This is a genomic window from Streptomyces sp. NBC_00385, assembly GCF_035917155.1.
GTDB classification, from domain to species: Bacteria; Actinomycetota; Actinomycetes; order Streptomycetales; family Streptomycetaceae; genus Streptomyces; species Streptomyces poriferorum.
The window spans coordinates 8,199,710-8,223,408 of record NZ_CP107951.1 but is presented as its reverse complement, the minus strand read 5'-3'; the positions used below and the strand labels follow the sequence as shown (position 1 = coordinate 8,223,408).

Annotated in this window: 19 protein-coding genes and 3 pseudogenes; 13 read left to right on the top strand and 9 right to left on the bottom strand. The window is 72.1% G+C overall.

Features of this window, described 5'->3' with window-relative positions:
* The first annotated feature begins 49 nt into the window (after positions 1-49).
* Positions 50-1,060, top strand: a complete 1,011-nt coding sequence (locus OG959_RS36365) for a hydroxyacid dehydrogenase (protein WP_326665417.1) — start codon at positions 50-52, stop codon at positions 1,058-1,060.
* A gap of 180 nt (positions 1,061-1,240) precedes the next feature.
* Here the strand turns inward: OG959_RS36365 and OG959_RS36360 are convergent, their stop codons facing one another.
* A complete protein-coding gene (locus OG959_RS36360; RefSeq protein WP_326665416.1) occupies positions 1,241-1,738 on the bottom strand; it encodes a hypothetical protein in 498 nt (165 codons plus the stop codon).
* 277 nt (positions 1,739-2,015) lie between these two features.
* Positions 2,016-2,180, bottom strand: a pseudogene (locus OG959_RS38805) (fibronectin type III-like domain-contianing protein); the annotation flags it as partial.
* A 316-nt stretch (positions 2,181-2,496) separates the two neighbouring features.
* On the opposite strand from OG959_RS38805, the gene OG959_RS36355 reads away from it, so the two are divergent.
* A complete protein-coding gene (locus OG959_RS36355; protein ID WP_326665415.1) occupies positions 2,497-3,885 on the top strand; it encodes an MFS transporter in 1,389 nt (462 codons plus the stop codon).
* 58 nt (positions 3,886-3,943) lie between these two features.
* Here the strand turns inward: OG959_RS36355 and OG959_RS36350 are convergent, their stop codons facing one another.
* Both OG959_RS36350 and lnt read right to left on the bottom strand, forming a co-directional pair.
* The gene (locus OG959_RS36350) at positions 3,944-4,426 is read right to left on the bottom strand and encodes an NUDIX hydrolase (protein WP_148015480.1); all 483 of its coding nucleotides are present in this window, start codon (positions 4,424-4,426) and stop codon (positions 3,944-3,946) included.
* A gap of 30 nt (positions 4,427-4,456) precedes the next feature.
* The gene (lnt, locus tag OG959_RS36345) at positions 4,457-6,052 is read right to left on the bottom strand and encodes an apolipoprotein N-acyltransferase (protein ID WP_442805700.1); all 1,596 of its coding nucleotides are present in this window, start codon (positions 6,050-6,052) and stop codon (positions 4,457-4,459) included.
* 207 nt (positions 6,053-6,259) lie between these two features.
* Between lnt and OG959_RS36340 the strand changes: the two genes are divergently transcribed.
* Positions 6,260-7,336, top strand: coding sequence for an O-antigen ligase family protein (locus tag OG959_RS36340; RefSeq protein WP_326665411.1), 1,077 nt, complete (start codon positions 6,260-6,262; stop codon positions 7,334-7,336).
* A gap of 15 nt (positions 7,337-7,351) precedes the next feature.
* Here the strand turns inward: OG959_RS36340 and OG959_RS36335 are convergent, their stop codons facing one another.
* Together OG959_RS36335 and OG959_RS36330 are read right to left on the bottom strand one after the other, a co-directional pair.
* Positions 7,352-7,915 carry a hypothetical protein gene (locus OG959_RS36335; protein WP_326665409.1) on the bottom strand — a complete coding sequence of 188 codons (564 nt, stop codon included), beginning with the start codon at positions 7,913-7,915 and terminating at the stop codon, positions 7,352-7,354.
* Positions 7,916-7,984: 69 nt separating this feature from the next.
* Entirely contained in the window at positions 7,985-8,770 is a 786-nt protein-coding gene (locus OG959_RS36330; RefSeq protein ID WP_326665408.1) for a glutamate racemase, read from the bottom strand.
* A 58-nt stretch (positions 8,771-8,828) separates the two neighbouring features.
* On the opposite strand from OG959_RS36330, the gene OG959_RS36325 reads away from it, so the two are divergent.
* On the top strand, positions 8,829-10,001 hold the full coding sequence (locus tag OG959_RS36325; RefSeq protein WP_326665407.1) for a glycosyltransferase: 1,173 nt from the start codon (positions 8,829-8,831) through the stop codon (positions 9,999-10,001).
* Positions 10,002-10,017: 16 nt separating this feature from the next.
* Here OG959_RS36325 and OG959_RS36320 read toward each other — a convergent pair whose 3' ends face one another.
* Together OG959_RS36320 and OG959_RS36315 are read right to left on the bottom strand one after the other, a co-directional pair.
* The gene (locus OG959_RS36320; RefSeq protein WP_326665405.1) at positions 10,018-11,370 is read right to left on the bottom strand and encodes a TerD family protein; all 1,353 of its coding nucleotides are present in this window, start codon (positions 11,368-11,370) and stop codon (positions 10,018-10,020) included.
* Between the two features lie 158 nt (positions 11,371-11,528).
* Entirely contained in the window at positions 11,529-12,026 is a 498-nt protein-coding gene (locus OG959_RS36315; protein WP_326665403.1) for a DinB family protein, read from the bottom strand.
* Positions 12,027-12,996: 970 nt separating this feature from the next.
* Between OG959_RS36315 and OG959_RS36310 the strand changes: the two genes are divergently transcribed.
* From OG959_RS36310 to OG959_RS36280, 7 genes and pseudogenes are all read left to right on the top strand, one after another.
* The gene (locus tag OG959_RS36310) at positions 12,997-13,389 is read left to right on the top strand and encodes an ACT domain-containing protein (protein ID WP_326665401.1); all 393 of its coding nucleotides are present in this window, start codon (positions 12,997-12,999) and stop codon (positions 13,387-13,389) included.
* Between the two features lie 151 nt (positions 13,390-13,540).
* A pseudogene (locus tag OG959_RS36305) lies at positions 13,541-13,750 on the top strand (condensation domain-containing protein); the annotation flags it as partial.
* Between the two features lie 343 nt (positions 13,751-14,093).
* Complete coding sequence (locus OG959_RS36300; protein WP_326665399.1) at positions 14,094-14,636, top strand: NUDIX hydrolase; 543 nt, start codon at positions 14,094-14,096, stop codon at positions 14,634-14,636.
* Between the two features lie 419 nt (positions 14,637-15,055).
* On the top strand, positions 15,056-15,538 hold the full coding sequence (locus OG959_RS36295; RefSeq protein ID WP_326665397.1) for a DUF6643 family protein: 483 nt from the start codon (positions 15,056-15,058) through the stop codon (positions 15,536-15,538).
* 46 nt (positions 15,539-15,584) lie between these two features.
* Positions 15,585-16,409 (top strand): MOSC domain-containing protein, encoded by an 825-nt coding sequence (locus OG959_RS36290; protein WP_326665396.1) that lies wholly within the window; start codon positions 15,585-15,587, stop codon positions 16,407-16,409.
* Between the two features lie 132 nt (positions 16,410-16,541).
* The gene (locus OG959_RS36285) at positions 16,542-17,144 is read left to right on the top strand and encodes an Rv1733c family protein (RefSeq protein WP_326665394.1); all 603 of its coding nucleotides are present in this window, start codon (positions 16,542-16,544) and stop codon (positions 17,142-17,144) included.
* Positions 17,145-17,296: 152 nt separating this feature from the next.
* A complete protein-coding gene (locus OG959_RS36280; protein ID WP_326665392.1) occupies positions 17,297-19,732 on the top strand; it encodes a right-handed parallel beta-helix repeat-containing protein in 2,436 nt (811 codons plus the stop codon).
* On the opposite strand, the pseudogene OG959_RS36275 reads toward OG959_RS36280, so the two are convergent.
* Positions 19,705-21,989 (bottom strand): annotated as a pseudogene (locus OG959_RS36275) (hypothetical protein); the annotation flags it as partial. The gene OG959_RS36280 and the pseudogene OG959_RS36275 sit on opposite strands and share 28 nt — an antisense overlap.
* A 269-nt stretch (positions 21,990-22,258) precedes the next feature.
* Between OG959_RS36275 and OG959_RS36270 the strand changes: the two are divergent.
* Positions 22,259-23,101 carry a DeoR/GlpR family DNA-binding transcription regulator gene (locus tag OG959_RS36270; protein ID WP_326665390.1) on the top strand — a complete coding sequence of 281 codons (843 nt, stop codon included), beginning with the start codon at positions 22,259-22,261 and terminating at the stop codon, positions 23,099-23,101.
* Between the two features lie 53 nt (positions 23,102-23,154).
* The gene (locus OG959_RS36265) at positions 23,155-23,607 is read left to right on the top strand and encodes an SRPBCC family protein (RefSeq protein ID WP_326665389.1); all 453 of its coding nucleotides are present in this window, start codon (positions 23,155-23,157) and stop codon (positions 23,605-23,607) included.
* The last annotated feature ends 92 nt before the right edge of the window (positions 23,608-23,699 follow it).

Sequence of the window (23,699 nt, the reverse complement as noted above, 5' to 3'; positions counted from 1 at the left end):
GTCATCCGGCTGCCGGTCCGCCTCCGGACAGGTAGGAGACCGACCCGACATGAACGAACCGACCGCCGCACCGACTGCCCTGCTGGTCATGGAGGAAGAACGCCGGGCGGACGTCTATCCGCCCGAGGTGCTGGCCGGGATCGACCGGCTCGTGCGCCGGAAGGAACCGCCCCTCACCCTGCAGGAACTCGCCGAGCGCCCCGAGGTGCTCAGCGGGATCGACATCCTGCTCACGGGCTGGGGCGCGCCCGTCCTCGACACCGCCTTCCTGTCGCATGCCGCCCGGCTCCAGGCCGTCCTCGTCGCGGCGGGTTCGGTCCGGCACCTGACCACTCCCGCCTTCTGGGCGCGCAACATCCCGATCGTTTCCGCCGCCGCGGCCAATGCCGTCCCGGTGGCGGAGTTCACCCTCGCCCACGTCCTCCTCGGACTGAAGCAGACCCATCGCATCGCGCGTGAGGTGGCGAGCAGCCGCCGCTTCCACCGCGATCCCGCCGTCCCGGGCGCCTACCGGTCACGGGTGGGACTGCTGGGGCTCGGCCACATCGGCCGGCTGGTCGCCGGCCACCTCGCCCGCTTCGACGTCGAGGTCCTCGCCACCGACCCCGTCGCGTCCCCGGAGACCACCCGGCAGACGGGCGTCCAACTGGTCTCCGCCGAGGAACTCTTCGCCACCTGCCACGTCGTCAGCCTCCACGCACCACTCCTGCCCGAGACCCGCGGCACCATCGGGGCACGGCTGCTGAACTCGATGGGGCCGGGCGCGACTCTGATCAACACCGCGCGGGGCGCGCTGATCGACGAGCCGGCCGCCGCACGTGTCCTGCGCGCCAGGCCGGACCTCACGGCCGTACTCGACGTCACGCATCCCGAACCCCCGGCCCACGATTCGCCGCTCTTCACCCTCCCCAACGTCATCCTGACGCCGCACCTGGGCGGCGCACTGGGCGCCGAACGCCACCGCCTCGGACAGCTCGTGCTCGACGAACTCCGCCGCTTCACCCGGGCCGAACCACTGCAGCACGCCATCGACCCCGCAAGCGCCGCATCACTGGCCTGACCTGACCCGACACTGCCGCGGCTCCCTTCGACCAGGGACTTCCGGTGTACGGACGTCCCGCAAGGCGGCCATGCTGTACCCAAGGACGAGGTCCGGGCAAGCCCGATCGGGGACCTTTTCGCAGGCATGCGGCCCAGGTGCGTCACGTCAGCGAAACGTCAGCGAAACGTGAGCAGGACGTCAGTCGGACGTAAGCGGAGAGAGTAATGATTGACCGCAGACGACGCGCTCGGCCTCCCGTTCACTCGGCGCGTTTTCTCCGACCCCACCACCACCGCGGATGAAGACTTCAAAACCTGCCGAGCACTGCCTACGGAACCTGCACGGGCGGTCGGCTGTGCCGTCACCGTTCAGATCGGTCAACGTCACGGCCGAGCCGAACCTGCCACCGGCCTCGGCCGCTCCCGGCACTCCGCCCGAACCCTGCACGAAGGTGACCGCGCCAGTCCCAGTGAGACCGGCGGCAGAACCGTGCAGCAGATACGCACGCCCCGCACCGCCCGGCGCACCAGCGAGCACATCGGCGTATCCGTCCCCGTCGCTGTCGCCCACGGCCAGCGATGTACCGGCTTCGCCGCCGCCACCGGGCAGGGCGAGATCGCCGGTCGCGGCACTGGTGTCGATGTTCCTGGCCGCACTGATCGGCGAGGACGGGCTGTGGAACTCGACGAACGGCAAGCGGCTCGCCCTCGACGCCGTGGACGTCATCGCACTGCTCGTTGCCGAACTCCTCGCGCCCGGCCGGGCCCGCCCCCGCTGCAGTGTGGGCGCCTTCTCGAGCCGCGCATCGGCCATCACACGCTTCGAGCTTCCGGGCGGCTGCCGATGTATCCGACGTCGTCCTGCCCTTCCGGTCGTCTCGCTCAGGGCTTCGGTCTGCTGTCGACCACAACCGGCAGCAGACCGAAGCCCGCCGAAAAGCGACTGACGGGCAATCCGACGAGCTCAAGGGGCCTCAGCTGATGGTGACAACCCGCTGTGCAGCCAGGCTTCGCGAGAACCGGCCGGCGTGGACTGTGTAGGAGCCGAGGGTGAGTTCCCAGGCGCCGGCAGTCCACACCGACAGGTGGCAGGCAGAAACGCTGAAGGTGATCCGAGTGCTGGCACCGGGAGCGAGCGTGACCTTGCGGAAGGGGCGTCACCCGATCATGCAGCAGTCCCGTCCCGTGAAGACGGGTGATGACGTGGGCTTTTAGTCAGCACCAAACCAGTACGGGAGTCAGCACCGCCCTCGCGAAACATACCGAACAGTGCAACTCGGACGACCCTCTCCCGCCCGCCCCGAAGCGGAAACGGGCTCGCCCCCCTCCCCGTAGCACCGGCCCGCACACCGGCAACCCGAACTATGGTGTCCCGCCACATACGCCCCTGACCTGCCCCTTCCTACGGTATGGCGACACGTCCCCGTCCCCGCCCACCGTCCGGAAGTGGTACCCATGGCCGCCCCCGCATCCGCTCCCCCACCCGCCTCCAACCTCCGTCGCATCGTCGCCGCCAGCCTCATCGGCACGACCATCGAGTGGTACGACTTCTTTCTGTACGGGTCAGCGGCCGCCCTGGTCTTCAACAAGCTGTTCTTCCCGGACTCCGAGCCGCTCGTCGGAACCCTGCTCTCCTTCCTCACGTACGCGGTCGGCTTCGCCGCCCGGCCGATCGGCGCACTGGTCTTCGGGCACTACGGCGACCGGCTCGGACGCAAGAAGCTGCTGGTGCTCAGCCTGCTGATGATGGGCGGGGCCACCTTCGCCATCGGGCTCCTGCCGACGCACGCCACGGTCGGGGTCGCCGCTCCGGTCCTGCTCACCGTCCTGCGGCTGGTGCAGGGCTTCGCCCTCGGCGGTGAGTGGGGCGGAGCCGTGCTGCTGGTGTCGGAGCACGGGGACGCGAAGCGCCGCGGGTTCTGGGCCTCGTGGCCGCAGACCGGTGCGCCGGCCGGGCAGCTGCTCGCCACCGGAGTGCTCTCCGCGCTCACCGCGCTCCTGTCGGACTCGGCCTTCGAGGCCTGGGGCTGGCGCATCCCGTTCCTGCTCTCCGGGGTACTGGTGATCATCGGTTTGTGGATTCGTCTGTCCGTCGACGAATCGCCGTTGTTCAAGGCCGCGCTGGCACAGGCCGAGGAGCGCAGGGCCGTCTCCGGGGCGACGGAGAAGATGCCGGTCGTGGCCGTGCTGCGCCACCACTGGCGCGACGTGCTGATCGCGATGGGCGCCAGGATGGCGGAGAACATCAGCTACTACGTCATCACGGCGTTCATCCTCGTCTACGCCACGACATCGGCCGAGCTGAGCAAGCAGACGGCGCTCAACGCCGTGCTCATCGCGTCGGCGATCCACTTCGCCGTCATCCCGCTGTGGGGTGCTCTGTCGGACCGGGTAGGACGCAGGCCGGTCTACCTGGTCGGCGCGGTCGGGGTGGGGCTCTGGATGTTCCCGTTCTTCGCGCTGATCGACAGCCGGAGCTTCGGGAGCCTGCTCCTCGCCGTCACGGTCGGGCTGTTCTTCCACGGGGCGATGTACGCGCCGCAGGCCGCCTTCTTCTCCGAGCTGTTCGCGACCCGGATGCGGTACTCGGGTGCGTCGATCGGTGCCCAGTTCTCGTCCGTCGCGGCCGGTGCCCCGGCGCCGCTCATCGCCACCGCGCTGCTCGCCGACTACGGCAGTTCGACACCGATCGCGCTGTACGTGATCGCCGCGGCGCTGATCACCGTGCTGGCCGTCGTCTGCGCCAAGGAGACCCGGCACCGGGACCTGGCGGACATGGACGCCGGTCCCGGGCGGGACGTGTCGGCGGAGCAGCCCGCGGATGCGGCACGCAGTGGTGCGTAGCGCCTGATCCGCGACGGTCCGGGGGCCGGGTGGCGTGCACCGCCGCCCGGCCCCCGCCTCACGTCTGCGGGGTGGAGGCCTCGAACCAGGTGGGTCCGTCGGTCATCGACTGCTTGATCCGGAAGAGCGCGAACTCCTGCAACGGGGGCAGCGCGTCGACGTGGAACCAGCCCACCTCCAGCGACTCGTCGTCGTTGACCCGGGCCGTCCCGCCGGTGGCCCGGCAGCGGAAGGTGACGTCCAGGTACTGGCAGCGGTCGCCGTTCTCGTACTGCACGGGGGGCAGTGCCTGGGTGAGCACCACCCGCTCCGCCACACAGTGCACGGCCGTCTCCTCGTACACCTCGCGCTCCGCCGTCGTCGCGGGCTGCTCCCCGGGCTCGCAGATGCCTCCGATCACCGACCACTTACCGGTGTCGGCGCGTCGCCCGAGCAGCACTCTGCCCTCGTCGTCGAAGACGACGGCGGTGACGCCGGGCAGCAGGAGCAGCTGTTGACCCGCCGTGGCACGGATCTCGCGGATGAAGTCAGGAATGGCCATGACCCGACCCTACGTGGCGTGCCTGCCTGCTCAGCGAGCCCGCCGGGCGCGCACCGCCCGCGTCGCCACCCAGCCGAGGCCGATCACCGAGAGCAGGGCCAGCAGGCCCTCGGGGAGCGGGCCCATCCGGGTCGCCGGGGTCAGTGAGGAACGCAGCGGCACCTCGTCCACCAGGGCGTCCGGTGTGAACATCTTGGTCTTCTGGACGATGGTGCCGTCCGGGCGGATCACCGCGCTGACACCGCTGGTGACCGGCACGACCACGGAGCGGCTGTGCTCGACCGCGCGTACCCGGGACATGGCGAGCTGCTGGTAGGTCATCTCGCTGCGGCCGAACGTGGCGTTGTTGCTGGGGACGGCGATCATCTGGGCGCCGTGCTCGACCGTGTCGCGCACGGCGTCGTCGAACGCGGCCTCGTAGCAGGTGACCAGTCCGACGGACGTGCCCGCCAGGTCGAAGACGCCGACCTTCTTGCCGGGGCCGAAGTCGCGCTGCACCCGGTCGACGTCCGAGCTGAAGACGCGGACGAAGGACCGCATCGGCATGTACTCGCCGAACGGCTGGATGTGGCGCTTGTCGTACGTGGCCACGGGGCCCTTGTCCGGGTCCCACTGGATGAGGGTGTTGCGCAGGTTGCCGGTGTCCGGCTCGACGACCGCGCCGACGACGGTCGGCACTCCGATCGCCTTCACCGCGTCGTCGATGACGATCCTCGCGTCGGCGTTGCGGTAGGGGTCGAGGTCGGAGGAGTTCTCCGGCCACAGCACGAAGTCGGGCTGCGGGACCTTGCCCGCCTTCACGTCCCGGGCGAGCTGCTCGGTGCGGTTGGCGTGGTTGTCCAGGACGGCGCGGCGCTGGGAGTTGAAGTCGAGGCCGAGCCTCGGCACGTTGCCCTGGATCGCGGCGACGGTCGCGGTGCCGTCCTCCGCCGAGTCGTCCACCAGCGGCAGCGACGCGAGGGCCGCGGCGACGGGAACGAGGACGGCGGCGGCGGTCGCGGCGGCGGCGAGCCGGGGCAGTTCGCCCGTCGTGCGGTGGATACGGAAGCGGCGGACCGCCTCGAAGAGGCCGAAGCCGCACAGCACCACGGCGAAGGACAGGAGCGGGGTGCCGCCCAGCGCCGCGAGCGGCAGGAACACGCTGTCGGCCTGCCCGAACGCGATCTTGCCCCAGGGGAAACCGCCGAACGGCACCCGGGCGCGGAGCGCCTCATCGAGCGTCCAGACCGCGGCCGCCCAGAGCGGCCAGCCGGCGAGCCGGGACACGGCGGAGATACCGATGCAGCCCACGGCGATGAACAGCGCCTCGGCCGCGGCGAGGGCCAGCCACGGCACCGGACCGACCTCTTCGCCCGTCCAGTGCAGCAGCGGCAGCATGAAGCCGAGTCCGGCAAGCAGGCCGAGGCCGAAGGCTGCGCGGAACCTGCGCTCGAACAGCACCCAGCCGAGCAGGGCGAAGCCGGGCAGGACCAGCCACCACAGCGGCCGGGGCGGGAAGCTCGCGTAGAGCAGCACCCCGGAGAGCACGGCGGCGGCGGGCCGTGCGAGGCGCGGCAGCAGGCGGCGGGCCCGGGGGGTGGAATCAGGCATCTGCGGGTCGCCGACCTGGGCGATGGTGGTGCTCACCCGGCGGAGTCTACGGTGGCGGACCGGGGACCGGGGAGCCCTGTCCCGGTGGCGGAACACGCGCTGCCGGATCGTTTCTCCGCATCTCGTGCACATATGACCGCCGTGGCCGTTAATCTGTGCGCCAGTCCCCCGCCGACCGGGCCGGATCCGGCCCTCGCGGACGGGACGGTCACAGGCCGGGGGACGGACGTGATGGCTGACGTGATGGCTGCACCTGCGGAGCGGGGGCCCGAGGGCGGCAATGCCTCGGACGCCGCCGGGGCACTGATCCTCGCCGCCTGTGCGATCTGGTCGCTGATCAGCGCGGCCGGACGCGAGACCCGGCCCGAAGGGGTGTTGCTCGCGCTGCTGGCCGTCGCGGCGGGTTTCGCCTGCGGGCGTATCTGCGGCACGCTGCTGCCGGTGGCCGCGGCGAGCGTCGCCGCCTTGGCCGCTCTCGTCATGACACTCCTCTGGCGCCATGGCATGCCCGGCGCCACGGCCACCGTGGAGACCGCGCCCGGGCACAGCGGCGCGTCCGCCGCACTGCTGGTCCTGGCGGCCGGAGCGGCCTGCTGCGCGGCGGCCGCGGCCCGGCGGGAATCGCTGCGGTTCACGCTTCGCCTGTTGGCTCTGGGCGCGGCCTGTGCCTCGCTGGGACTCGGCTCCGTCGCCGGGTTCGCGGCGGCGGCCGGCGTCCTGCTCTGTTCCCTGGCTGCGGCCAGGATGCGCAGCCGGCTGCTCGGTCTCGCGGGTCTTGCGCTGGCCGCCGGTCTGGCGGTCGGGGCGACGTGGGCGGTGGCCGAGGACGTTCTGCCCGACGGCCTCGCCGTCTCCCTGGAGGGCCCCCTGACCACCAACCGGGTACAGCTGTGGGAGGACGCGGCTCGGCTGGCGGACGAGCACCCGGTCCTCGGCATCGGCCCCGGCCGGTTCACCGAGCTGAGCCCCACCGCGCAGCAGACCCTCGGCTCGGACGGCAAGCCGCACTCGGCCGCGCTGCAGCAGGCCGCCGAGCAGGGGCTGGTGGGGGTGGTGCTGCTGGGAGCCGCCTTCGGCTGGCTGCTGTACGTACTGTGGCGCTCGCCGCGCAGCACGGCGGTCGTTCTGACCGCCGGGGCCGCGCTCACGGCACTGGCGGTGCTGGCGAGTGTCGGCAACGCGTTGAGCTTCACCCCGGTGACGGCGGGTGTGGGCCTGCTCGCGGGGCTGGCGTCGGCCAGGGGGCCGATCGGGCTGGGCGGCCACGGCGGCGACGATGTGCCCGCACATGAACCACAGGCCGACACGGCCGGGCGTTGAGGGCCCGCGGGCGGGTCAGGCCCCGGCCGGAGCGCCGGTGGACGGCAGGTGGAGGCGGTCGCGGATGAACCGGACGCCCGCCTCGGCGTCGTCGACCGTGACCGTGAAGGTCCTGCCGTCACCGAGCCTGAGCACCAGCCCCTCGCCCCGGCGCACGACCACGGCCGTGCCCTGCTCGGGGCGCCAGCGGTAGCCCCAGCCTCCCCACTGGCGGGGGGTGACCTGGGGGGCGAAATCCGCGCCCACCACATGGGTGAGCAGGATCCGGCGGCGCGGCAGGCCCATGTGGCCGCAGCGCACTTCGAGGGCGTCGCCGTCGACACGGACCGCCACGTTCACGAAGGCGAGGGTGCCGAACAGCATCAGCAGCCCGGCTGCCACGCAGCCGATCACCGACATCAGCAGCGGGGCGATGCCGGAGGTCCAGTTGGAGCTGACGGCGAGCTGGATGCCGAGCGCCAGGCAGGCGGCGCCGGCGGCCGCGAGCACCCACTGGGTCCGGTTGGTGGCCCGGCCGATCCAGACGGCGGTGTGGGTGTCGGCACCGGTTCGCGCCGGTTTCCGGGGGTGGTCCTCCATGCCAAGCAGCGTACTGAAGAATCCGCGCGGAGGGATGGGTCCAACGGCTCCCGTCGGGTCGCCGGACGGTCAGCGGGCGGTGCTGACGGTGGCGAGCCCGCGCCCTTCCGCGTAGGCCAGGGCGGCTTCCGGGAGCTCGGACGGGTGCCCGCCGAGGAGGACGACGAGCCCGCCGGAGGGTTCGGCCGACGGAGCGGGCTCGGCCCCGATCCGGCGCAGGGCCTGGGCGGCGACGGCGCCCGCGGAGCCGTGCAGGACGACAGGTGGCCGGCCGGGCCGCTGGACGGCGCCGCGGATGCGTTCGGCGACCAGCTCGTAGTGGGTGCAGCCCAGCACCACGGCCTGCACCTCGGGCGGGGTGAGCGCGGCGGCTGCGGCCAGGGCCTTCTCGATCCCGGCCTCGTCCGCGTACTGCACGGCGTCGGCCAGTCCGGGGCAGGGCACCTCGGTGACGGCCGCGGACCCGGCGAAGTCACGGATCAGTCCGCGCTGGTACCGGCTGCCTGTGGTGGCCGGGGTCGCCCAGATGGCGACCGGGCCGCCTGCCGCGGCGGCCGGCTTGATCGCGGGCACGGTGCCGATGACCGGCAGCGCGGGCTCCAGCTCGGCCCGGAGCGTGGCCAGCGCGTGCACGGAGGCCGTGTTGCAGGCGACGATCAGCGCGTCGGGCCGGTGCGCCGCGGCGGCCCGGGCGACGGCGAGGGCGCGTACCGTGACGTCCTCGGGCGTCCGGGGCCCCCAGGGCATGCTGCCGGGGTCGGAGGAGAGCACCAGATCGGCGTCCGGCCTCAGCCGGCGTACTGCGGCGGCGGCGGCGAGCAGGCCGATTCCGGAGTCCATGAGCGCGATCTTCACCCGGTCACCATAGTCGACCGCCCTTGCGGTCCCTGCTCAGTGGGGCAGACTTCGGCCAATGAGCGCCGTTGCCTGGATCGCCGTGGGTTCGCTTGTCGCGTGGGTGTGGCTGTTGCTGGGCCAGGGGTTCTTCTGGCGGACCGACCAGCGGCTGCCGAGCCGCGCGGCCCCGGCGCAGTGGCCTTCGGTCGCCATCGTCGTGCCCGCGCGTGACGAGGCCGACATGCTCCCGATGAGCCTGCCGTCGTTGCTGGCGCAGGACTACCCGGGCCACGCCGAGATCATCCTGGTGGACGACTGCAGCAAGGACGGCACCGGCGCGCTCGCCCGCGAGCTCTCCGTGCGGTGCGGGGGGCTGCCGGTCACCGTCGTGTCTCCCGGGGAGCCCGGACCCGGCTGGACGGGCAAGCTCTGGGCGCTCCGGCACGGGATCGCGCTGGCCCGGTCCCGGGAGCCCGAGTACCTGCTGCTCACGGACGCCGATATCGCGCACGAGCCGGACAGTCTTCGGGAGCTGGTGGCGGCAGCCGGGTCGGGCGGCTTCGATCTGGTCTCGCAGATGGCGCGGCTGCGGGTGGAGAGCGTCTGGGAGCGGCTGGTCGTGCCGGCCTTCGTCTACTTCTTCTCCCAGCTCTATCCGTTCCGGTGGGTGAACCGGGCGGGGGCGCGGACGGCGGCAGCGGCGGGCGGGTGTGTGCTGCTGCGGACCGAGGCCGCGGTGCGCGCGCGGGTGCCGGAGTCCATCCGGCAGGCGGTCATCGACGACGTGTCCCTGGCCCGGGCGGTGCAGGGCAGCGGCGGCCGGATCTGGCTGGGGCTGGCGGAGCGGGTGGACAGCGTGCGGCCGTATCCGCGCCTGGCCGACCTGTGGCGCATGGTCTCGCGGAGCGCGTACGCCCAGCTGCGGCACCATCCGCTGGTGCTGCTCGGTACGGTGCTCGGCCTCGCGGTCATCTACCTGGCGCCGCCCGTGACGCTCGTGGCGGGGCTGTCGGCCGGCGATGCCCCGGCCGCGTGGGCCGGGGGCGCGGCCTGGGCCGTGATGGCCGGGACGTACATGCCGGTGCTGGGGTACTACCGGCAGTCGCTGTGGCTCGCCCCTCTGCTGCCGTTCACCGCGCTGCTGTATCTGCTGATGACGGTCGATTCCGCGGTGCAGCACTACCGCGGCCGGGGTGCGGCCTGGAAGGGGCGTACGTACGCCCGTCCCGAGGCCGCACCGGATCAGTGACCGTAGACGTCCGGCGTCATTTGCGGCCGGGTGTCCAGTTCATACCCCAGCCGTACGCCTGGTCGATGGTGCGCTGCGGACTCACTCCGCGCTGCGGCACGAGGTAGCGGGCCTCGCGCTGCACCGTGAGGTCGCCCCCGTTGCTGGTGATGAGCGCGAGCGCGCAGACCGTCGAGGGAACGGTGCATTCGTCGAGCGAGAAGTCGATCGCGGCGCCGTGCTGCGGCTGGAGGGTGACGGTGGCGTGCAGGTCCGCGAAACTCCGGGCGCCCTCGTAGATGGTGACGAAGATCAGGAGTCGGCGGATCCTGGCCTTCTGGTCGAGGTTGATCGTCAGGTTCTCCCCGGAGGCCACGGCGCCCGTCCGGTCGTCGCCGTCGAGCTGGACGTACGGCGGCTGGTGGAAGGCGCCGAAGGCGTTTCCGAGCGCCTGCACCACTCCCTTGCGGCCGTCGGTGAGTTCGTAGAGGGCGCAGAGATCGAGGTCGAGATCCGCGTGGTGTGCGACGGCCCTGCCGAGTTTGCTGCCCCACCCCTTGAACTGCTTGCGCACTTCCCAGTTGAGATTGACGCGCATGGCTCCCGAGGTGCCGCCCTGCTTCGCGAGCGAGACGGAGGGCGCCTCCTTCGTGAGCGTCACCTTGGTGAGGCGGACCGGCTGGGCGACGGGCGGCGCCGGGGGCGCGGGAGGCACCGGCGGGGCCATCGGGGCGGCGAGCGTCGGCTGGGGGTACTGCGGCGGAGGCGGCGTGGCGGCAACTCGGGTTGCCGGACGGGGCGGTTGGGGTTGCAGGGGCGCTTGGGGCTGAGGCGCCCGTGCGGGCTGCTGCGGTTCGTCGACGGAGATCCCGAAGTCCGTGGCGAGTCCTTCGAGCCCGGTCCCGTACCCCTGACCCACGGCCCGGAACTTCCAGGCGCCCTGGCGCCGGTAGAGCTCGCCGAGGATGAAGGCGGTCTCGACCGTGGCGTCGGTGCTGTCGAAACGCGCCAGTTCCGCGCCGTTCGCCGCGTCCGTGATCCGTACGTAGAGGCCGCTCACCCGGCCGAAGGAACCGCCGTCCGCGGAGGCTGCCAGCACCACGCGGTCGACGGCGGGCTCGACCCTGGCCAGGTCGACGGCGAGCGTGTCGGTGGCCGCTCCGGCAGTGGTCCGCTTGCCCTCGTGCCGCACCGCTCCGGACGCGTGGGCCGGCTGGTTGTAGAAGACGAAGTCCGCGTCACTGCGCACCTTTCCGGACCCGAGGAGAAGGAGCGCCGAGGCGTCCACGTCCGGAGTCCCGGGGGCGGCGCGCCACCCCAGTTCGACGCGCACGGCCTGAGCCGCCACTGGAACGTTGGTTCCCTTTAGCATGGTCATGCCCGCCCCCATCGCGAGTCCGGCTGCCGAGACTTCTCCCGGTCAACCTAATGCCCGTCCCGTCACGAGGCCCACAGGGGTGCGGGAACGGACGCGTGGACCCGCAGGCAGCCCTCGTGAAACCACCTGACGGCGTGAAGCGGAACCCGGATCGAAATCGCCGGGGGCTGTCATTCCCCGACGGTCCCGTCGGCGAGTTCACGCAGAATGTCGATATGCCCGTTGTGCCGTGATGTCTCCTCGATCAGATGCATCAGGATCCATCCCAGGGTGACGTGGACGCCGTCCCTCACCGAGCGCTTGGCCGTGGCCGTCAGATCGGTCGCCGCGATCAATTCGCGGTAGCGCGCGCTCTGCTCCTCGTATTCCTCCAACAAGGTGGCGAGGGGAATCTCCGCGCCGATACGCATTTCTCGGTCGGGGTCCTCCTCCGTCCAGGGTCCGTGATCCTCCTCCCCGAGGAAGATGACCTGGACCCACCAGTACTCGACCCACCTCAGGTGGCTGAGGAGACCGCCCAGAGTCATGAGCGGCGATGCCGGAAGGGGCGCCTTCCCGGCGTCCTCCACGCCGGTGCACTTGGCGACCGCCGTGGCCCGCGCGTAGTCGAGAAAGGTCGCCAGCATGGTGCGCTCGTCCCAGGAGGACGGCATATCGGTACGTGCCATCAGGTGATGTTCGCACTGCGTGCGCCTGGGTGCGTGCATTCCTTTCATCAACGGCGATGCGGCGGCCATCGGTTCCGTGGCGGCCGGCACCGGGCCGGAACTCGTAACTGGCCGCCGGACAGCGGTGAATTGGCTTCGGAGCACCGCGGCTGCCCGACGGAACACGACCGACCGGGCCGAGGCGCGGTGCCACGGGCGGGCCGCCCCTCGGCCTCGTTCACGGACGACGGCCCGGGACAGGTTGTCCGCCATCGTCTCGATCGAGCTCAGCAGAGAGGCCGTGACCGCGAGGACGGTGATGATGACCCGAACCCCGACGATGGCCGACACCAAGCCCGCCGGGACGACGGCCCCGGCCACATCGCAGATCCAGAGCATCCGCCAGCGGTCGAGATAGTTGATCAGGGGGCCGGGGAACGGGCCGACGACAGATGGCCGGCGACCGTGACCATCGGCACCTCGACGGGGTCGCTGGAGACGGTGGCGGCGTACACGGACAGGGCAAATATCCGGACACCGCCACCCAGCCCGGAAATCGAGGTCCCGGTCCACAGCCATCAGAATCCTGCCCCGAAGCGGCGTTTCGGCACCGTAGCGGTGTCCGCGGTTCAGCCATCACGGGCGCCTCCCCTCTGAGGCACGTGAGCAGCAGAGACACGCCGATACCGGCAACCCCGCGCTGCGGGCAGCAGTCGGGGAATCCCCCACGGCGGCGGCCCGTGCGCCCGCCGGTCAGGGAGCCTCCTGACCGGCACCCGTCCGGCCACCGCCGGTCCCCGCGCACCGGAACCCGCACGCTCGCGGCAACTCCCGCCCCGCCTGATCCGGCGAGAGGCCCTGCGGGCTGTCCCGCAGTTCCTGGCGGGCGCACGACGACCGTATGCGGGCGTCTCTCCGCCTTGCGATGCACCGCATCCGACGCCGCGCGCTGATCCACCAGGAATCGCGGGACAGCCCTTAGGGTGCGCGCATGATCACCCCTGCCGCGCAGCACCTGCGGGTGCTGCCCTCCGAGTTCACCGTCGAACAACTGCCGGCCCGGCAGCTGCCGCCGGACAGTTCCTGGTACGTCCTGCACCGGGCGCCGGAAGGCCTGACCGTGGTGCGCGAGATACCGCCGGCCCCGGCGGCGGAGCCCGATGCACCCGGTGCTCCACAGCGCTGGGCCGGCCTCTACGGCGAGACGTCGCACGGCCTCGACCTGCCCGGCATGCTGGCGGCCGTGCTCGGCCCGCTCGCGGCAGCGGACGTCCCGGTCTTCGTCTCGTCGAGCTACCTCAGCGACCTGGTCCTGGTGCCCCGCGAGCGCCGCGCCGAAGCCTGTTCCGTACTGCGGGAGGCGGGCCACATCGTGACCGGGTGAGCGCCTCCGTCGCCGCCGGGCCCGGGATGTCAGGAGGGTTCCCGACTACGAGGCGTGTCCGCCAGCCCGCCCACCGCGACTGGAGCCCCCATGACCACCGCACCAGAAACCCGGCCCGCGGCGACGGGCGACCGGCCGGCGGACGACGAACGAGCTCATCCTCGCCGAGACCGAGCGGCCGTTCTCCCTGAACACCGGGCCGCTACGGCGTATGCGACTGCCGCCGCGTTCGCCCGAGGAGCACATCGCCGGCCTGACGATGCACCACATCATCACGGACGGGTGGTCGTCGGCCGGCCTCTTCCAGGAGCTCTCGCTCTGCTACGAGGCTTATGTGAGCGGCCGACGGCCCCAGTTGTAACCGGTCCTCTCTCCCGTACGTCAACTACGCAGTCCGGCAGTGCGAGTCGCTGCGGGGCAGGACGCCGACCGGACCGCCCGGCGCAGCCGTCCCGGCGCCGCGGCCCGCCGCGCGCAGGGCCGTCTCCACCGGGCGCGGGTGCAGCCGATGACGGGTGGCCCGGGGCGGGCGAGGTCCGACAGCCCGTCCGAGCCCCGCCGGCATCGGGACAGCGGCGCCGAAGCGCTGCCCGTAACCGAAGGATTCATGGGCGCGTTGGTTCGACGGGACTGCCCTCACCCGCCCCGCCTCACGAGTCGAGACCCGTCAGAAAGGCAGGAACTCCTTGCCGCACGCCCGGTCCATGAGCGAAGAGCTGCACCCAGGCCGCAGTGGGCAGGCGGTGAGCCCGGGATGGCTGCCGCCGGAGCAGTACGCCGAGACGGTGCTGAAGGCGACCGCGTTCGCGTGCATGTACTTCACCGACGAACACGACAACCCGCTGCAGCTGAAGGCGGTGTACTCGCGGACCCATCCGTGGCAGCTCGTCGGCGGAACGATGGATCCGGGCGAGCGGCCGTGGGAGACGGCCCTGAGGGAGTGCCGGGAGGAGACCGGGATCGTCTACGACGGACCCGCGGAACTCCTCGCGTCGGTGTTCGGCCAGCCAGGGGCGGAATGGCCCTACGCCACCATCGGCTTCGTCTTCGAGGGCGGCCGGCTCACCGACGAACAGATCAACTCCCTCGTCCTGGACCCGGCCGAACACGACCAGGCCCGCGTGCTTCCCCTGTCTGAATGGCGGGCGCTCATGCCGCGGCGGGATTTCGTCCGGCTGGACGCGGTGGCGCAAGCCCGTCGCACCGGAACGGCGGCCTACTTCGGTTCGTGGGACTGGGAGACGTGACAGCCGAAAGAAAGAGATCATGGGTTCGCGCCACTCCGGTGAGAGTTCGGACGCGACGTGGGGTTCCCCGGCGGTGCGGCCGAGCGCGTACGAACCGGGCTGAAGCGCAGGTGGGAGGTATCGCCGGGAGGAGTGCGGCGGCCTGTCCGCGACTGCCGTCGGCGCCCCCTGGCCGTCGCGGGGTTCCGGACACCCGGGGTCGAAGCCCCGCGCCGCGGCATGCACCGAGCGGATGTCGCCCTTTGTAGTGCAACCGCCACTTCTTGTTGACCTCAGCGGCTCTCCAACGGAAAAGCCTCCGCTGTTAACGGCGGCTTTAACGGCGTCTTGGCATGTCAGGCCGACAAAAGCAGCGTAAAACGGATAACCCCAAGATTGGGACTCCCCAATCAGCACATCGTGGGCTTAACTTAGGTGCCATGACCTCCCCCCGCTCCACCTACGGCGGCGGCTACTACGCCGCACCGTCGTTCCCCGACACTCCGATCTACGACTCCCTGGTCGCGGAGCGGGGCACGCCTCAGATCGCACCGATCCGAGTGCCCGCCGCGTACGACACCGGCAACAGCTACCTGCCGGCGCTCCCGTCGGCCCTGCCAGCCCTGCCCGCGGCACCCTCCCAGCCGAGTCCGTCGTACGGCTACCAACAGCCGATGGCGCAGCAGGGCTACGCGCCGATGCAGCCGGCGCAGCTCCAGCACGCGCCGGCGCCGTACATCCCGCAGCAGCCTTCCGCGGGCCGTGGCGGCTACCAGCAGGCGCCCCAGCAGTACCAGCAGCCGCAGCGGCCCGCGCCGAGTACCGGCTACGAGTCGATGCGCCCGGCCTCGCCGCGGCCCGCGCCCGCGCAGTCCCCGTACGAGGACCCGTACAACCGCCCGTACCAGGGCCGGGGCTACTAGGACGCACAGCGGCAGGTCACCGGGGAGTGGCTGGCAGGATGGAGGCATGCCCTCTCCCGAACTGAGTGCCGTCCACATCCACCCGGTCAAATCGCTGGCCGCGTGCACGGTGGACGAGGCCGCCGTCGAGCCATGGGGACTCGACGGCGACCGGCGCTGGATGCTGGTCGACACCGCGGGCAAGGTGGTCACACAACGTCAGCAGCCCCGTATGGCGCTGATCTCGGCGACCCCTGTGCCGGGAGGCGGAATCGTGCTGAGCGCGCCGGGGAGCGCGTCCTTGGCCGTGGAGGTTCCCGAGCCCCGGGAGATGACGGACGTAACTCTGCACCGCAGCCGGCTCGACGTCGTCGAGGCGGCGCCGAGTGCCCACGACTGGCTGGGTGCGTACCTCGGAACCGGGGTCAGGCTGGTCCATCTCGACGCGCCGGAGCGGCGCAGGCTCATCGACCCCGCGTACGCACGGCCGGGTGAGACCGTCAGCCTGGCCGACGGCTACCCTCTGCTGCTCACCACCCTCGCCTCGCTCGACGCGCTGAACTCGCTCGTCGCGGACGGCGACCACGCCGGTGAGGGGCCGGTGCCGATGGACCGCTTCCGGCCCAATGCCGTCGTCGCCGGCACGACGGCCTGGGCGGAGGACGCGTGGACGCGGCTCTCCATCGGCGAGGTGACGTTCCGCGTGGTCAAGCCGAGTGCCCGCTGTGTGATCACCACGACCGATCAGCACACCGCCCGCCGGGGCGTCGAACCCCTGCTCACCCTCGCCCGGCACCGCCGGTCCGGCAAGGAGTTGCGGTTCGGCCAGAATCTGATCCCGGACACGACGGGCGTCATCCGGGTCGGGGACCCGGTGCGCATTCTGGACTGACGGGCCTCGCACACCGGGAACTCAACGTGCCACGCGGCACGTTGACCGGGTGAGGTTGCTCTCTCTTCGACGCTCCAGCGCGCGGACAGCGCCGTATCGGGTTATGACGGATACGGAAGGGGGTGCAGGACTGTGCGAGCGCTCACGGGAGTCTGGCGTTGGCGGCACAATCCACTGCGCCGCGCCACGGACAGGCGCGAGGCGTGGGTGGCTCTGGTCGCGTTGCTGCTGCTCGTCGTGGCGGCGCCGGCGCTCGGCTGGTACTGCGGCTCGCGCGCCGACGACGCGCTGCAGGAGTCGGTGCGGGCCCAGCAGGCCGACCGCCGGCTCACCACCGCCGTCGTGGTGCGTCCGGCCGCCCGGCACGTCACGACCGACCCCGAGGTCGCCACGGACCGCGGGGCGCAGACCCCGGTGGTCGCCCGCTGGCACGCCCCGGACGGAACGGCTCGCAGCGCCACGGTGACGACCGCCTCGCGCGACACCGCCGCCGGCGCACAGGTGAGGATCTGGACGGACCTGGCGGGCAACCCCGCACCGCGCCCCATGGACGCGCCGACGGCCCACACCCATGCCGCACTGGCGGGTTTCGGCGCGGCGATGACGGCCGTCCTGCTGATCGAGGGCGGGCGGCGTCTGATCGTATGGCGCATGGTGCAACGGCGGTACGAGCGGCTCGACCGGGCATGGGCCGGGGCCGGTCCGGACTGGGGCAGGACGGGCACCGGCAGCTGAGGAGCTGCCCATCGGGTCAACTCCCGCCCTCCGCGCGCGCTACGGTGGACCGGCCCGCCCGTCACTCCTGCGGGGCAGGCCCCGGGTGACCGCTGCCGCGAGGCCGGTGACACGGGCTTCAGACACGCACGAGGTGGGGGCACAACAGCGCCATGGCACAGGGCACGGTCCAGGTGACGCACACCGGCACATCGCGGTGGCGGCGCCGCACAGGCGAGTACGCCTCCCTCACCGCGGCTCTGGAAGCGGCGGCGGACGGTGATGTGCTCACCGTCGCGCCGGGCACCTACCGGGAGAATCTGGTCATCGCCCGCGCGGTGACCCTGCGGGGACCCGAGGGCTCCGTCGGCTCCGTGCGGATCGCCCCCGTCGACGGTGTCCCGCTGACCCTGCGCGCCTCCGCCGTCGTCCAGGACCTGCACGTGGAGGGCCAGGACTCCGCGGCCCCGGCCCTGCTGGTCGAGGAGGGCGCCCCGGATCTTTCGGACCTGCGGATCGTGACCCGCTCGGCGGCCGGCATCGAGGTGCGCGGGGCGGCCCGGCCCACCGTGCGCCGCTGCACCGTCGACAATCCGGCCGGTGTCGGCATCGCCGTACTCGACGGGGCGGGCGGGGTGTTCGAGGAGTGCGAGATCGTCTCCGCCGGGCAGTCCGGTGTCTCGGTGCGCGACGGCGCGCACCCGAGGCTGGAGCGCTGCCGCGTCCATCACGCCTCGGGGGCAGGCCTGTCCGTCACCGGCGAGGGCAGCGGTCTGGAGGCCGTCGGCTGCGAGATCTACGAGATCAAGGGCAGCGGGATACAGGTGTCGGCCCGCGCCGCCGCCCATCTCACCGACTGCACGGTGCACCGCACCTCCGCCGACGGGGTCACGCTGGACACCGACGCGGTGCTCACGCTGGCCGACTGCGACATCCACGACATCCCTGAGAACGCGGTGGATCTGCGGTCGCGCTCCGTGCTCACCCTGACCCGCTCCACGGTGCGCCGCTTCGGCCGCAACGGGCTCTCCGTCTGGGACCCGGGCACCCGGGTCGACGCCAACCAGTGCGAGATCCACGACAGCACCGGCGACTACCCGGCGGTCTGGGTCAGTGACGGGGCCACGGTGATACTGGATTCGTGCCGCGTCCATGACGTGCCGGACGCCCTCTTCGTCCTCGACCGGGGCTCGCGCGCCGACGTCGTGGACAGCGATCTGTCCCAGGTCCGCAACACGGCGGTGTCGGTCAGCGACGGGGCCACCGCCCAGCTGGACGACTGCCGGATCCGGGAGGCGTCCACGGGCGCCTGGTTCCGCGACCACGGCAGCGGCGGCACCCTGAACAACTGCACCGTCGACGCGGTGCAGACCGGCGTGATCGTCACCAAGGGCGCCGATCCGACGATCGAGCGCTGCACCATCACCTCCCCCGCCGAAGCCGGCTTCTACGTGTCGGCCGAGGGGCGCGGTACCTTCCACAGCTGCCGGGTCACCGGCAGCGAGGGATACGGCTTCCACGTGATGGACGGCTGCCGTACGACGCTCACGCGCTGCCGCACGGAGCGGTGCGCCCGAGGCGGTTACGAGTTCGCGGAGGGCGGGGCACATGGTGACACCTCGGCCACCGGGCCGGTCGTGGAGGACTGCACCAGCGACGAGAGCGCTCTGCGTACCGCCACTCCCCCGCCGCCCGCCGTCCTGACGGCCACCCAGTCGGCCCCGGGACTGCTGCTGGGTGCGGTGCCCGCACCGCGCGCGGTGGAGCCCGTGGCGGCCGAGGTGCCGGCCGAGCCCGCGCGTACGTCCGGAGCGGTGCTCGGCGAACTGGACGCGCTGGTCGGCCTCGACAGCGTCAAGCGCGAGGTGCGCGCGCTCACCGACATGATCGAGGTGGGGCGCCGGCGTCAGCAGGCCGGGCTGAAGGCGGCCTCGGTCCGCCGCCATCTCGTCTTCACCGGCTCCCCCGGCACCGGCAAGACCACGGTGGCCCGGCTGTACGGCGAGATCCTGGCCTCCCTCGGAGTGCTGGAGCGGGGCCACCTGGTCGAGGTGTCCCGGGTCGACCTCGTCGGCGAGCACATCGGCTCGACCGCCATCCGCACCCAGGAGGCCTTCGAACGGGCCCGCGGCGGGGTGCTGTTCGTCGACGAGGCCTACGCCCTGTCGCCCGAGGACTCCGGCCGCGACTTCGGCCGGGAGGCCATCGACACCCTGGTGAAGCTGATGGAGGACCACCGGGACGCGGTGGTCGTCATCGTCGCCGGGTACACCCACGAGATGGAGCGGTTCCTCACCGTCAACCCCGGGGTGGCGTCCCGCTTCTCACGCACGATCACCTTCAGCGACTACGAGCCCGGTGAGCTCCTGCGGATCGTCGAGCAGCAGACCGAGGAGCAGGAGTACAGCCTGGCGTCCGGGACCGGGGAGGCGCTGCTGAAGTACTTCACCGAACTTCCCAAGGGGCCCGCCTTCGGTAACGGCCGCACGGCCCGCCAGACGTTCGAGTCGATGGTCGAACGGCACGCGGGCCGGGTCGCCCAACTCGCCGAGACGAGCACGGACGACCTCACTCTGCTGTTTCCGGAAGACCTTCCGGAACTCCCCTGACCGCTCTGCCGGACTGGCCCGCCTGGTGGGGCAGGACGGGGACGAGCCGTTCCAGGAGTGCGGCCCGCTCCTCGGCGAACACGGGGTCCGCCTGGTAGTCGGAGTGCCCCAGCACCGGCTCGGGGAGCGGGTGTTCGGGGGTGCGCCCGTAGACCAGCGGGTCCTTCAAGGGGCCCCGGTCCACTTCGGGCCCGGACTCCTCGCCGAGCCGGACCTCGCCGCCGATGGGGTCGGTGGCCCGCCACAGATTGCGCCAGCAGTGCACCGACCGGTGCAGCCCGTGCAGTTGGACGGGACCGAAGTAGGCCGGGAACCAGCGCCCGTAGAGGCGTTCGATCGGTGAGCCGTAGGTGAGCAGCGCGACCCGGCCGCGGGTCTCGGCCGGCAGCTGCCAGACGGCCGAGGCGGCGAGGACGCTGCCCTGGGAGTGGCCTGAGATGACGAGCCGACCGCGGGTGCGCGCGGTCCAGCCGGACATGCGTGAGGCCAGGTCGGGGACGGCCCGCTCGGCGTAGCACGGCGGGGCGAAGGGGTGTGCGGCGCGCGGCCAGAAGGTCCCCACGTCCCAGAGGATGCCGATGGTGCGGCGGGCCGAGGCGTCCCGGTAGGCGCGGCGCCCGCAGGCGACGAACACCAGGAAGCCGAAGCCGATCAGCCAGGAGCCGGTGGACTGTGCCGCCTCGGCCACCGATTCGACGAAGGGACTGCTGCCGTCCATCGCGAGGCCGGGTACCTGGCCGCTCGCCCAGGCGCCGCCGACCGCACCCGCACCGAGCAGCAACGTGGCCCCGGAGAGCAGGCCCAGCATGCCGGACGCCGAGTCGGTGAGCGCGGCCGTGGCCCGGATCCGGGCGATCTGCCTGGTCCGCGCGGGGTCGGTCCGCTCCTGTCCGTACTCCGCGTCGACCAGCGGCTCCAGCCGGCGGGCCGCACGGTACGTCCGCAGGCCGAGCACGAGGCCCGGGATCACCAGGAGCACCAGCAGCACCGGGATGACGGAGGCCTGCCAGCTGAGGAGCACCGGCGGTCCCTCTATGAGGGCGCTGCGGCCCATCCCGGGGCTGCCGGGGCCGTCGAGCCAGTCCGCGACACGCTGGGCCACACCACCGGTCATCACACCGCCGAGCGCACAGGCCAGCATCGCGACGGCGGGGCCGCCGAGCCCGCCCATCACGGTGCGCGGCTCGGGGCTGCGCCGGTACAGGTCCAGCGCCACGACGGCGAGAAGCACGACGAGCGCTCCCTGGGCGAGGGTGACGACGCGGAACATGACGTCGCCGGGAAGCGCTCCGGCGGAGACCCAGCCGGGGCGCGACCATGCGGCGTGCAGCGCGGCCAGCACGAGCAGAACGAGGGCGGTCGCGGGCAGGTACCTGACGATGGCGCGGTCGATCCGGTTGTCGAGGCGCCGTTCGCTCCGGCCGCGGCGGCAGACCACCCCGACCACCACGAGCGCGCCCGCCACGAGGGCCGCCTCGATCAGCAGGCCGAACACCTCGGGCACCGGCCCGGCTGCCGACCGGTCCCGGCGGATCGCCGCGCCCGTGACGAACGCGGTGACGGTGAGGAAGCCCGCGGCGGTGTGAGCGGCACGCAGGCGCGCGACGAGCCGGCGTCCGTACCAGAACCCGGGCCGTCCGAGCGCGGGCCGCACCACGGGGGCCGAGTCCGCTCCGGGAGCCGGCGGCGGTGCGTCGTCGTCCGGGTCGGTGCCGGTGAGCGGGCGCTGGGACTCGTACGCGCTCCAGGTCCGGTTGGACAGGTACCAGAGCAGCACCACCAGCGCCGTCGGCGCCAGGGCGGCGAGGGCGAGGCGGCGGCCCGGCTGGGACCACCAGCCGCCCTGCGCGGCGGAGAGGAACCCCAGCCACGACCGCTGGTCGGAGCATTCCGCTACGCCCGCGCACTGCCAGGCGGTCAGATCGAGCGCGACCTCGCAGACGGCGGCGGTCAGCAGGACGGTGAGGCTCAGCGCGACCAGCCGGACGAGCACGCCGTACAGCCGGATCGCCCGGGGGCGGCGCGTGGCGGCCGGGCGCATCCAGTGGGCGAGGTTGATCACCATGAACGGCAGGAGCAGGAGCCACAGCGCGCGGGAGCCGTTGCCGGACGTCAGGTTGGACCAGCAGTAGGCCTCGGGGATGGGCCGGTCCGCATAGCGCTCGGGGTGCGCCTCCGCGTCGACGTCGCCGGGGCGCCGGTAGATGGCGGCGGTGGCGTCACCGGTGACGCGGACCGTGCGCGGATCGACGAGCATCTCCTGGGGAGTGGCTCCGCCCACGCCGTGGACCAGCAGCTCCAGTGCGGGTCCTTCGCTCTGTGGGGCCTGGGGGGCAGGTGGCACGGGGGTGACTCGCTCTCGCAGGGGGACGCGGCTGACGGCCGGTCACCAGAGTGCTGGATGGGTCCGGGTGTCCGCACCGCTCTTACGGAATCTCCCCAGTGCGGCGGCCCGCGACACCGCGTGGCAGGATGAGCCGTCGACATGGACTGCCGCACGGCCAGAGGAAAGGACCGGGCACAGCGTTGAGCGAGAATCAGAATCTGCTCGCGGAGCAGCGGCGTGCGCTGATCCTCGACGAGGTGCGCAGACGCGGCGGGGTCAGGGTCAATGAGCTGACCCGGAAGCTGAATGTCTCCGACATGACCGTCCGCCGGGACCTGGACGCGCTGGCCCGCCAGGGAGTCATCGAGAAGGTGCACGGCGGCGCGGTGCCCGTGGTCGAGGCGAGTACGCACGAGCCCGGCTTCGAGGCGAAGTCGGCGCTGGAGCTGTCCGCCAAGGAGGACATCGCGCGGGCCGCCGCGGCGATGGCCGTGCCCGGCAGCGCCATCGCGCTCTCCGGCGGTACCACCACGTACGCCCTCGCCCAGCATCTGCTGGACGTACCGGACTTGACGGTGGTGACCAACTCGGTGCGGGTCGCCGACGTGTTCCATGCGGCGCAGCGTCCGGGCTCGCCCGGCTCGCGGCCGGGTGCCGCGACGGTGGTGCTCACCGGCGGGGTCCGGACCCCGTCCGACTCACTGGTCGGCCCCGTCGCCGACCGGGCTATCGCCTCGCTCCACTTCGATGTGCTCTTCCTCGGTGTGCACGGGATCTCGGTGGAGGGCGGACTGTCCACACCGAATCTGGCGGAGGCAGAGACCAACCGCCGCTTCGTCCAGTCGGCCCGGCGGGTGGTGGTGGTCGCGGACCACACCAAGTGGGGCACGGTGGGCCTGAGTTCCTTCGCCACACTGGAGCAGGTGCACACGTTCGTCACCGACGCGGGTCTGTCCGACGGCGCCCGTGAGGAGATCGAGGAGCATCTGCCGGGCCTCGTGGTGGCGGGCCGGGCGGCGGGCGGCGAACCGGCAGCGGACTGAGCACCGGATTCCGCTCCGCTCGCGCCGGGTCCGTGACGTCCTAGGATCGACGTGTGGCCGTCTTCCGGATCGAGCGTTTCACCCCTCTGCCCGCAGCCGAGTCCTGGCGCCGGGTGACGGACTGGGAGCGGCACGCCGCGCAGGTCCCACTGACGGCGATCACGGTTCCGACCGGGCTGCCGACCCGTATCGGGACGGTCTTCGTGGCCCGGACGGGGATCGGTCCGCTGGCCTTCGACGACCCGATGGAAGTGGTGCGGTGGTCGCCGCCGGCCGGCAGCCGGGCGGGAATGTGCCGACTGGAGAAGCGCGGCCGGGTGGTGCGGGGCCGGGCCTCGATCGATGTATATCCCACCCATGCCGGCTCCCATGTGGTGTGGGTGGAGGAACTCTGCCTCCGGCTGCTGCCGAGCTGGGGCGACCCCCTGATCGCCGGCGCGGGCCGGCGGATCTTCGGACGGGTCCTGGACTCCATGCTCGACCGGCCGGCACAGCCGAACGGCTGACCCCATGCGCCGCGCCCGCCCGGTCCGGGCACAGGCGTCATGGGCAGGTGATGTGACCGTCACACGATCGAGTCGTTTGTCGGTGTGACGGT

What these genes read in the sequence shown, in the direction of transcription:
- OG959_RS36295 (WP_326665397.1), top strand. Translation starts at nt 15,056, where the DNA reads ATGACCTCCCCCCGCTCCACCTACGGCGGCGGCTACTACGCCGCACCG.
- OG959_RS36290 (WP_326665396.1), top strand. Translation starts at nt 15,585, where the DNA reads ATGCCCTCTCCCGAACTGAGTGCCGTCCACATCCACCCGGTCAAATCG.
- OG959_RS36350 (WP_148015480.1), bottom strand. Translation starts at nt 4,426, where the DNA reads ATGGCCATTCCTGACTTCATCCGCGAGATCCGTGCCACGGCGGGTCAA.
- OG959_RS36300 (WP_326665399.1), top strand. Translation starts at nt 14,094, where the DNA reads ATGAGCGAAGAGCTGCACCCAGGCCGCAGTGGGCAGGCGGTGAGCCCG.
- OG959_RS36325 (WP_326665407.1), top strand. Translation starts at nt 8,829, where the DNA reads ATGAGCGCCGTTGCCTGGATCGCCGTGGGTTCGCTTGTCGCGTGGGTG.
- OG959_RS36365 (WP_326665417.1), top strand. Translation starts at nt 50, where the DNA reads ATGAACGAACCGACCGCCGCACCGACTGCCCTGCTGGTCATGGAGGAA.
- OG959_RS36280 (WP_326665392.1), top strand. Translation starts at nt 17,297, where the DNA reads ATGGCACAGGGCACGGTCCAGGTGACGCACACCGGCACATCGCGGTGG.
- OG959_RS36315 (WP_326665403.1), bottom strand. Translation starts at nt 12,026, where the DNA reads ATGGCACGTACCGATATGCCGTCCTCCTGGGACGAGCGCACCATGCTG.
- OG959_RS36335 (WP_326665409.1), bottom strand. Translation starts at nt 7,915, where the DNA reads ATGGAGGACCACCCCCGGAAACCGGCGCGAACCGGTGCCGACACCCAC.
- OG959_RS36355 (WP_326665415.1), top strand. Translation starts at nt 2,497, where the DNA reads ATGGCCGCCCCCGCATCCGCTCCCCCACCCGCCTCCAACCTCCGTCGC.
- OG959_RS36340 (WP_326665411.1), top strand. Translation starts at nt 6,260, where the DNA reads ATGGCTGCACCTGCGGAGCGGGGGCCCGAGGGCGGCAATGCCTCGGAC.
- OG959_RS36310 (WP_326665401.1), top strand. Translation starts at nt 12,997, where the DNA reads ATGATCACCCCTGCCGCGCAGCACCTGCGGGTGCTGCCCTCCGAGTTC.
- OG959_RS36320 (WP_326665405.1), bottom strand. Translation starts at nt 11,370, where the DNA reads ATGGGGGCGGGCATGACCATGCTAAAGGGAACCAACGTTCCAGTGGCG.